Source organism: Streptococcus sp. 596553 (assembly GCF_900411395.1).
GTDB classification, from domain to species: Bacteria; Bacillota; Bacilli; order Lactobacillales; family Streptococcaceae; genus Streptococcus; species Streptococcus mitis_BA.
Map to the genome: position 1 here is coordinate 16,672 of NZ_OXCQ01000016.1, position 8,821 is coordinate 25,492.

Annotated in this window: 12 protein-coding genes; all 12 read left to right on the plus strand. The window is 42.3% G+C overall.

Features of this window, described 5'->3' with window-relative positions:
• Positions 1-2 precede the first annotated feature (2 nt).
• A complete protein-coding gene (locus tag DSY56_RS10865; RefSeq protein ID WP_112445653.1) occupies positions 3-899 on the plus strand; it encodes a phage major capsid family protein in 897 nt (298 codons plus the stop codon).
• Positions 900-904: 5 nt separating this feature from the next.
• Positions 905-1,117: a HeH/LEM domain-containing protein gene (locus DSY56_RS10870; protein WP_050216386.1), complete on the plus strand. Its 213-nt coding sequence runs from the start codon at positions 905-907 to the stop codon at positions 1,115-1,117.
• 3 nt (positions 1,118-1,120) lie between these two features.
• Positions 1,121-1,561 (plus strand): phage Gp19/Gp15/Gp42 family protein, encoded by a 441-nt coding sequence (locus DSY56_RS10875; RefSeq protein ID WP_050216387.1) that lies wholly within the window; start codon positions 1,121-1,123, stop codon positions 1,559-1,561.
• Positions 1,506-1,844 (plus strand): hypothetical protein, encoded by a 339-nt coding sequence (locus tag DSY56_RS10880; RefSeq protein ID WP_050216388.1) that lies wholly within the window; start codon positions 1,506-1,508, stop codon positions 1,842-1,844. The genes DSY56_RS10875 and DSY56_RS10880 overlap by 56 nt, the downstream gene beginning before the upstream one ends.
• Positions 1,837-2,073: a hypothetical protein gene (locus DSY56_RS10885; RefSeq protein WP_112445663.1), complete on the plus strand. Its 237-nt coding sequence runs from the start codon at positions 1,837-1,839 to the stop codon at positions 2,071-2,073. The genes DSY56_RS10880 and DSY56_RS10885 overlap by 8 nt, the downstream gene beginning before the upstream one ends.
• A complete protein-coding gene (locus tag DSY56_RS10890) occupies positions 2,070-2,405 on the plus strand; it encodes a hypothetical protein (RefSeq protein WP_055361583.1) in 336 nt (111 codons plus the stop codon). Before DSY56_RS10885 ends, DSY56_RS10890 begins: the two co-directional genes overlap by 4 nt.
• Before the next feature lie 81 nt (positions 2,406-2,486).
• Complete coding sequence (locus DSY56_RS10895) at positions 2,487-3,044, plus strand: phage tail tube protein (RefSeq protein WP_112445665.1); 558 nt, start codon at positions 2,487-2,489, stop codon at positions 3,042-3,044.
• A gap of 5 nt (positions 3,045-3,049) precedes the next feature.
• A complete protein-coding gene (locus DSY56_RS10900) occupies positions 3,050-3,325 on the plus strand; it encodes a hypothetical protein (protein ID WP_112445655.1) in 276 nt (91 codons plus the stop codon).
• Positions 3,326-3,336: 11 nt separating this feature from the next.
• A complete protein-coding gene (locus tag DSY56_RS10905; protein WP_112445657.1) occupies positions 3,337-3,723 on the plus strand; it encodes a DUF5361 domain-containing protein in 387 nt (128 codons plus the stop codon).
• Positions 3,723-6,560, plus strand: coding sequence for a phage tail protein (locus DSY56_RS10910; protein ID WP_112445659.1), 2,838 nt, complete (start codon positions 3,723-3,725; stop codon positions 6,558-6,560). Before DSY56_RS10905 ends, DSY56_RS10910 begins: the two co-directional genes overlap by 1 nt.
• Positions 6,560-7,258 carry a phage tail protein gene (locus tag DSY56_RS10915; protein ID WP_112445661.1) on the plus strand — a complete coding sequence of 233 codons (699 nt, stop codon included), beginning with the start codon at positions 6,560-6,562 and terminating at the stop codon, positions 7,256-7,258. The genes DSY56_RS10910 and DSY56_RS10915 overlap by 1 nt, the downstream gene beginning before the upstream one ends.
• Positions 7,255-8,821, plus strand: a 1,567-nt coding sequence (locus DSY56_RS10920; RefSeq protein ID WP_234990580.1) for a phage tail spike protein, incomplete at its 3' end; no start/stop codon positions are given. The genes DSY56_RS10915 and DSY56_RS10920, both read left to right, overlap by 4 nt.

Sequence of the window (8,821 nt, forward strand, 5' to 3'; positions counted from 1 at the left end):
TTATGGCAGATAATGCAATGGAAGCTGGAACACTTTTTAAACCAGAACTAGTAACAGAATTGATTAGCAAGGTGCAGGGAAAATCTGTACTGGCTAAATTGTCGGCACAAACTCCAATTCCATTCAATGGTGTGGAGCAATTTATCTTCAACCTTGAAGGGAATGCGCAAATCGTTGGTGAGGGTGAGCAAAAACTTGGAAATAAAGCGAAGTTGACTTCGAAAGTTATCAAACCGCTTAAATTTGTTTATCAAGCCCGTATTACAGATGAGTTTCAATACGCTTCAGAAGAAAAACGAATGAACTTCTTGTCAGCTTATATGGACGGTTTTGCTAAGAAGATTGCAGAAGCCTTTGACCTTGCTGCTCTTCATGGCTTGGAGCCGAAAACAATGACAGATGCCTCTTTCCGTGCAACCAACTCATTTGACGGATTGATTACAGGTAACATTGTCAACTATGCTGAGGATCATATCGATGACAATATTGACGCAGCGGTTCAACAAATTGTTGCCAAAGGTGGTGAAGTAACAGGTATTGCCTTGTCACCAACTGCAGGTCAAAACTTGGCTAAAATTAAGGTCAACGGAGTTGTTCAATATCCTGAGTTCCGTTTTGGTCAAAATCCAGACTCGTTCTATGGAATGAAATCAGATATCAACAAGAACCTTACTGTCACTGGTGGAAGTGCTGAAACAGACCATGCTATCGTTGGGGACTTCCAAAACCGCTTCAAGTGGGGGTACTCTGAAAACATTCCGATGGAAATCATTGAATACGGAGATCCAGACGGTGCAGGCCGTGACCTTAAAGCCTACAACGAAATCTGTTTGCGTGCGGAAGCCTTTATTGGTTGGGGTATCCTTGATGAAGATGCCTTCGCGCGTGTGAAAGCGTAAGTTTTATGGCTTTATACCGTGATACGAAAACGGGCGTGATTATCTCCGCTGAGAGTGTTCTTGGCGGAGATTGGGTGCCTGTGGAAGATACGGCACCAAGCGGAGCGGATTTGACCGTAGCGGAATTAAAGTCTAGTTTGGATGAATTAGGCATTGATTACGATAAGGGTTCAAAAAAATCCGATTTGGTAGCCTTGTACGAGGAAAACAAGGGTTAAGCTATGGGAAATTTTGCAAAGATTGAAGACTTGGAATTGTTGTGGCGCTCGTTGAAATTTGATGAGCGTGCAAGGGCTGAGGCTTTGTTGGAAGTTGTATCTAATTCTTTGCGAGTGGAAGCTGAAAAAGTCGGTAAAGACCTTGACGATATGGTGGCTGAGAGCGTGTCATTCGCTAGTGTTGCCAAGTCTGTCACGGTTGATATCGTGGCACGAACCCTCATGACCTCAACAGACCATGAACCGATGACTCAGGTTGCTGAAAGTGCCTTGGGTTATTCGTTTAGTGGCTCTTACCTTGTGCCTGGGGGTGGTCTCTTTATCAAAGATACCGAACTTAAAAGGCTTGGTTTGAAGAAAAAACAACGATATGGAGCGATTGAGATTTATGACATACCTAAAAGGAATCCCTGTCATTTTAATAGACAAGGTGGAAATTGGTAATGACGATTTCGGTCATCCAATCCATCGTGATGTTGAGATTGAGGTTCAAAATGTATTGGTTGCCCCAACTTCATCAGAGGACGTCATCAATCAAATGAACTTGACTGGGAAGAAGGCGGAATATACACTTGGTATTCCTAAAGGGGATACTAACAAGTGGGAAAACCGTGAGGTCAAGTTTTTTGGTCGTAAATGGCGGACGATTGGCATCCCTCAAGAGGGGATTGAATCAATGATTCCATTATCGTGGAATAGAAAGGTCATGGTTGAAGTTTATGAGTGATATGAAATTTCAATTGAACTCGGCTGGCGTGTCTGCCTTGCTACGTTCTTCCGAAATGCAGGGCATTTTGAGGGAGAAAGGGCAAGGGATTGCTGAAAGAGCTGGCGAGGGGTTTGAATTGACCGTATCGCTAGGTCAGAAGCGTGCCAATGCGAAGATTAGTACAACTGACATCAAGAGCATGGCTAGAAATAAAAAACACAATATTTTACTGAAGGCTATGAGATGATCGAATTAGTTATAAAGAAATTTTTGGACGGACAGTTAGAGGTTCCGTCTTTTTTTGAACATAAACCGAATATGCCTGAGAGTTATGTCATTTTAGAAAAGACAGGAAGTGGTGGAAGTGACTACGTTCATTCTGCCACATTCGCTTTTCAAAGTTATGCACCATCACTTCAAAAGGCTGCTGAGCTGAATGAGAAAGTCAAGAAAGTAGTTGAGGATCTTATCACGGTCAACGAAGTCAGCGGTGTTCATCACAATAGTGACTACAACTTTACAGACACAGAAACGAAGCAATATCGCTATCAAGCGGTATATGACATCAATTATTTTTAAAAAGGAGGTGTGGTTTTGGCGCCAGAATTAGAAGCGACAGAAGTAAGAACACCAAATGCAGAATCAACAGGAGGAAAGAATATGACGACTGCATCAGCATCAAATGTAACGGCTGCTAAGCCGAAAATCGGAGGGGCGGTTTCGACTGCTCCAGCTGGAACAGATCTCCCAACGAATGCAAAAACAGACTTGAACCCAGCATTTAAAACGCTTGGGTATATTTCAGAAGATGGATTGACCAATGGGAACTCACCAGAGTCAGAAGAAGTCAAGGCTTGGGGAGGACAAACAGTCTTGTCTTCTCAAACTGAAAAGAAAGATACCTTTAAATACAAATTGATTGAGGGTCTTAACATTGAAGTCTTGAAAGAAGTCTATGGACCAGATAACGTTTCAGGATCCCTTGAAACAGGTATCACTGTAAAAGCCAACGGTAAAGAGTTGCCAGAACATAGCTTGGTTATTGATACTTTGCTGAAAAATGACTATGTGAAGCGCGTTGTCATTCCTCGTGGTAAGGTTAGCGAAATTGGCGAAATCAGCTACAAAGACGGCGAACCTATCGGCTATGAGTTGACAATCACTGCATTGCCAGACACAGACGAAAATACTCACTACGAATACATTCAAGGAGCGTAAAGTAAATGGAAGAAATCTTAAAAGGAACAACAGAGTCAGGGTTTGAGTACAAAATCCCTAAAAAACGATTGAGAAACTTTTATCTCATGCGCGAAGCGTCCAAAATGGAGAAGGGGGATTTTGAAGCTGCTGAAAAATTGCTGAATCTTCTTTTTGGTAAAGAACAAGCGAAAGCATTCTTGTCTCATTTAGATGATGGAGACGACTTCATTGATACTGAAGTACTGTTCGCAGATATCAAGAGTATTTTTGAGTCCAACAAAGACCTAAAAAAATCTTAGTCCTTGCTCAGATGATTGCCTTAGACGAGGATGCTCTTGTCTGTGATTTAGCGGAAACTTACCAGATATACGACTATAAACAGCTACCTTTAAATGAGGTGGCTGTTTTTGCGTATGGGTTGCGTGATGATTCGCGGATAAAGCAGATGATGTCTGACCAAATCGTCCCTCTGGAAACGACGTTACTTGCAAGTATTGTAGACAGACTGTCTGTTTCTTTGTGGTTGCAGACAAAGGATGGGCAGAAGGGTGTTAATCGCCCAACGTCAATTGCTGAAATGCTAACAAAAAATAACAAAGAAGAGAGTGACGAAAGGGATTATCTCGTCTTTGAATCTGGTGAGGACTTTGAAAACTATCGCAAGGCTTTGCTTGCAAAAACAGGAGGTGAGGATTAGTGGCGACCGAATTAGGAAAAGCCTATGTACAAATCATTCCATCTGCTAAAGGTATTAGTGGAATGATTCAAAAAGAATTGGGTGGTGAAGTTGCCTCAGCTGGCGTTAGCGCAGGCGAATCCCTCGGATCTAAAATGATGGGCGCTGTTTCAGGAATTATTGCTGCTGCTGGAATTGGTAAAGCAATCGGAGCATCGATAAACGAAGGGGCAGCACTTCAACAATCGCTTGGTGGTGTCGAAACCTTATTTAAAGATTCGGCTGATAAGGTCAAAGGCTTTGCGAATGAGGCCTACAAGACAACAGGTCTGTCAGCCAATGCCTATATGGAAAATGTAACAGGCTTCTCAGCCAGTCTGTTGCAATCTCTTGGCGGAGATACAGATAAAGCAGCAGAAACGGCAAACATGGCCATGATTGATATGTCGGATAATGCGAACAAGATGGGGACATCTATGGAAAGCATTCAGCTAGCTTATCAAGGTTTTGCCAAGCAAAACTATACCATGCTTGATAACTTGAAATTGGGTTATGGTGGTACAAAACAAGAAATGCAACGGCTTTTAGCTGACGCAGAAAAATTGACAGGTGTTAAGTATGACATAAATAACTTGTCAGATGTTTATAGCGCCATTCACGCCATCCAAGAGAATTTGGACATCACTGGTACAACAGCGAGAGAGGCAGCAACTACATTTACAGGTTCATTTGAGTCTATGAAAGCAGCTGCTCAGAATGTACTTGGTAAAATTGCGATTGGCGAAAATGTAACGCCAGCTTTGCAATCGCTATTAGAAACTACTAAAACTTTCCTTTTTGGTAACTTCTTACCAATGATAGGCAATATCTTCTCTGGGTTAGGAGTAGTCTTAACTGAAGGGATCAGTTCACTAGCTTCTCAGCTTTTTGGGGACGCTTTTGGCAGTGCAGTCTATGACCAAATCGGACGTGTGACAGGGATTTTCCAGACCTTTTTTGACATGATCTTTGGGTCTATGGATAAAGAGGGGAACTTCGAGATATTAGATGCACTTGGATTTAGCGAGGATGCAGCGAACCAAATTATCAATATTGCTGACAATATCCGTGTAACCTTTGAGAATATCGGTTCTGCTATCGGTAATGTTGGTAGTATCGTAGCTGACTTTGTAGGCGATCTCTTAGGAATTCAGGGTGGTGAGCAGGGAGTTAATCTTCTTGGAACTGCTTTTGAAATTTTGAGTTCAGCATTGAGAACTGGTTCATCTATCCTAAAAGAAATTACTAGCTTTTTCAAAGAAAATAAATTGGCGGCTGACCTACTCAAGACAGCTGTAGTTGCACTTGGTATTGGTTTACCAGTAGTGAAATTCGCAAACTTTTTACAAGGTTTGGGTGGAATTAGTGGAGTGCTTGGAATTGCAAAGACGGCAATAACAACGTTTGCTACAAGTATAACGGCAGCAATATCATCCATACCTTTGATTGGTTGGATTGCAGCTGCAGTTGCCGCCTTGGCTTGGTTCTTCACTCAAACCGAAACAGGTAGACAAATTTGGTCATCTTTTGTAGCTTGGATCAAACAGGCTTGGCAGGGGATTGCTGATTTCTTTGTAAACCTTTGGTCTGGAATCTCTGAAGGTGCTAGTACATTGTGGGATGGAGTTGTTACAGCCTGGAATGCCGTTGTAACATTCTTTTCTGACTTGTGGGTAAGTATTCAAGAAGCTGCATCTGTGGCATGGACAGCTATCACAACAGCAGTGATGGCTATTGTTCAACCGTTCATTGATGGATTCATGAATATTTGGAACAATATTTCAGATGGTCTTACCCAAATTTGGGAAGGGGTTAAGATGATTTTCCAAGGTGCTTGGGAATTCATCAAATCGATTTTCTTAGGTGCTATTTTAATCATCATTGACCTTGTGACAGGGAATTTTGACCAACTAAGTGCAGATCTTTCTCTAATTTGGGAAGGTATTAAAAATAGTGTTTCTATGATATGGGAAGGGATTAAAACATTCTTTTCTGGCATTGTAGATGCTATTGTTGGATATGGTATTGCTGTTTTTGAAAACTTTTCTACAACTCTTAGTACAATTTGGAAAGGGTTGTCTGCTGCAGGTAAGGCTATCTTTGATGGTTTTGCTCAGATATTATCTAACATCTGGAGCACGATCAAATCTGTCGCAAGCAGTGCTTGGGAAGGTTTGAAATCAACCGTCTTAGGTCTGATTGATGGACTTGTACAAGGAGCTAAAAATGCTTGGGAAAGCATGAAACAAGGTGTTCGTGATCTTGTTGATAAGGTTACAAGCATATTCGATGGAATCAAAAACATTGACCTTTGGGAGGCAGGTAAGGCTATCCTTGATGGCTTTTTAAATGGTTTGAAATCTGCTTGGAGTGCAGTAACTGACTTCGTTGGTGGTATTGCTAGCTGGATTCGTGACCACAAAGGTCCGATTGAGTATGACCGTAAGCTCTTGATTCCTGCTGGTCATGCGATTATGCAAGGTTTGAATAGAGGGTTGCAAGACCGTTTCAAGGGTGTTAAGAAATCTGTCAGTGGAATGGCTGGTGAAATCTCAAACGCATTTTCAAACGATGATTTTGGTTTGGGTGGAACACCGACTATTGCCAAAAATATTGAAGCAAGTTTGGCCATGCCAAGCGCTCAAATCGAGGCGAAAGACAGTCAAACCGTGTCTGAGATAGCGATTCTGAGAGCAAGTATGGAGAAGATCCTTACTGCTATCCTTGAAAAGCCGTCAGATACTTATCTGGACGCTGATAAAATTTCAATGAGCGTCTACCAACGTCAAGGCGCGATTTATGCTAGGGAGGGAATTTAATGGAATACATGATTATCAATGGTTTCAATACTTCAACCATTCCTAACTGTGTGGTGACCGACTTTGGCGAGGTAGAGGCTGCTAAACCTAGGGTGATTGAAGATGCTAACCTCTACGGAGCCAACGGAAGTTATCGAGTGCTGGATGGTGGCTATGAGAGTTATGAACGGACTTTTTCGTTCTACATTCCTAAGTTACTGGATGTTTCTACTATCGTGGAGAAATTTCAGCCTAAGGACAATGTGCTGGAGTTTAGTTACCAGTTGGGTTCTGTATTTTATGCAGATTTTATTGGTGCAACCTATAGCCCTCATGGGATGCATGCCTGGAAGCTAGAGCTTAAGTTGAACATGCAACCCTTTCGCTATCAGAAAGATGTTGCTCCTCTTGTCTTTACCGCAAGCGGTAACATCAACAATCCAGGCTCTGTCTATAGCGAGCCTGTAATTGAGATTGAGGGGGACGGAGATATTTCTTTAACTATCGGACGGACAACCATGCACTTGACTATTAGACGAAAAGTGACCATTGATTGTAGACATAAGAAACAGAATATCTACAATGCAGATGGTGCGGTTCAAAATACGCTACGTAAGCGTGGAGGCTTCTTTGAGTTAGCAGTCGGTAATAACGGTCTGGTCTTTACTGGTTCGGTTCGTAAGGTCACGGTTAGGCCGAATTGGAGGTATATTTTATGATTTATCTTACAGAGGAAAATAGGCCTTTAAACGAGGCCTACAATGATGAAATTGTCCATTTTGGGAACAATACCTATCAACTGACCTTTCGTTTTCCTACATCGGATCCCAAGTGGGAATTGCTGAAAGAGGAAACCTTTCTGACTGCAGACGATCTGCATGGTGAGCAGGATTTTTATATTTTTGAGGTTGAAAAACAACAAGGATATATCCAAGTCTATGCTAATCAGGTTATCAGCTTGTTAAATAACTACATCGTCAGCTCTATAGAGGTTGACCGTGTCAGTGGGACAAGGGTGTTGAGTGCTTTTGCTGGTGGTATTACCAGAGACAATCCTTTTTCTTTTTTCTCTGATATTGATGATAGGCATACGTTCAACATAAAGGATAAGAATGCTATGGAGGTCTTGGCCAAAGACAAGCACTCTATCCTTGGTCAGTGGGGCGGAGATATGGTGCGAAACGGCTACAATTTACGCTTGTTGAAAAATGGCGGTTCTGAGAATGAATCGCTTTTTATGTACAAGAAAAACCTGTCCAGCTACCAGCATAAGACCTCAACGAAGTCTTTAAAAACTCGGATAACCTTTAAAACTACTGTTAAGGGAGAGGGAGAAAAGGCGCCTGACGTTGATTATGTAGTGGTGATTGACAGCCCCTTACTTGGGAACTACAGCCAAATCTATGAAGCAGTTGTTGAGGTCAATGATCAGAATGTCAAAGACCAAGCTAGCTTGATTGAATACGGTAAGCAGTATTTTCGGACAAGTATGTGCGACATGTTGGAAGATAACCTTGAAATATCGGTTGTCGGCCAGAGTGATGTTGCGGTGCAGATGTTCGATGTGGTCAGTATCTACCATGAATGGTATGGTCTTGATGTTCGTAAGAAAATCACCAAATACACCTATTCGCCAATGGCAAAATGCTTGAAGACAATTGGATTTGGAACCTTCCAGTCCAGTCTGGCGAATGCAATCGGTGGGATTGTAAATGATGCTGTTTTGAATGAAAGTCGAAATCTGCATCAGATTTTTGAAGAACGTTTGAAAAAGGAAATCGCCAACGCTGACCGTGCTTTTGATGCTGAATTTGCCAAGCGTGAGAAAGCTATCACGGATGCCATCGAGCAGTACAAGGCTAAGGCGGAAGAATTTGGCGCTAAAATCCACGAGGAAATGGAGAAAGAGCGCCCTGAGTTTGTGAAGCGAATCCGTGAAGAGCTGATGAGTGGTGCGAACTCAATCGCTGAATTAAGCAAGAAACTGGAGCAAGTCAGCGAGACTGCAAGGGTCAATGCTAGCCTGATTGGTGGTGACGGAAATACCCAGTACAATAAGAACCGTCTCAATGGTGGCACGGCCAAGAAAATCAGTTACGGAACGGATTTCGTAGAAGTCGGCCACAATGGAGAGGGATTTGAACTTGGTAAGCAGTACGTTATCAGCTGGTCAGCAACCTGCACGCCTTATGGGAAGACAGACGTGACTGTTGTAGTCAATAAGAATCTATTTTATGGTGGACACGTTCATCTTGCGCCTGCAAATACAGTCATGCCAGTGA

What these genes read in the sequence shown, in the direction of transcription:
- DSY56_RS10865 (WP_112445653.1), top strand. Translation starts at nt 3, where the DNA reads ATGGCAGATAATGCAATGGAAGCTGGAACACTTTTTAAACCAGAACTA.
- DSY56_RS10870 (WP_050216386.1), top strand. Translation starts at nt 905, where the DNA reads ATGGCTTTATACCGTGATACGAAAACGGGCGTGATTATCTCCGCTGAG.
- DSY56_RS10875 (WP_050216387.1), top strand. Translation starts at nt 1,121, where the DNA reads ATGGGAAATTTTGCAAAGATTGAAGACTTGGAATTGTTGTGGCGCTCG.
- DSY56_RS10880 (WP_050216388.1), top strand. Translation starts at nt 1,506, where the DNA reads ATGACATACCTAAAAGGAATCCCTGTCATTTTAATAGACAAGGTGGAA.
- DSY56_RS10885 (WP_112445663.1), top strand. Translation starts at nt 1,837, where the DNA reads ATGAGTGATATGAAATTTCAATTGAACTCGGCTGGCGTGTCTGCCTTG.
- DSY56_RS10890 (WP_055361583.1), top strand. Translation starts at nt 2,070, where the DNA reads ATGATCGAATTAGTTATAAAGAAATTTTTGGACGGACAGTTAGAGGTT.
- DSY56_RS10895 (WP_112445665.1), top strand. Translation starts at nt 2,487, where the DNA reads ATGACGACTGCATCAGCATCAAATGTAACGGCTGCTAAGCCGAAAATC.
- DSY56_RS10900 (WP_112445655.1), top strand. Translation starts at nt 3,050, where the DNA reads ATGGAAGAAATCTTAAAAGGAACAACAGAGTCAGGGTTTGAGTACAAA.
- DSY56_RS10905 (WP_112445657.1), top strand. Translation starts at nt 3,337, where the DNA reads ATGATTGCCTTAGACGAGGATGCTCTTGTCTGTGATTTAGCGGAAACT.
- DSY56_RS10915 (WP_112445661.1), top strand. Translation starts at nt 6,560, where the DNA reads ATGGAATACATGATTATCAATGGTTTCAATACTTCAACCATTCCTAAC.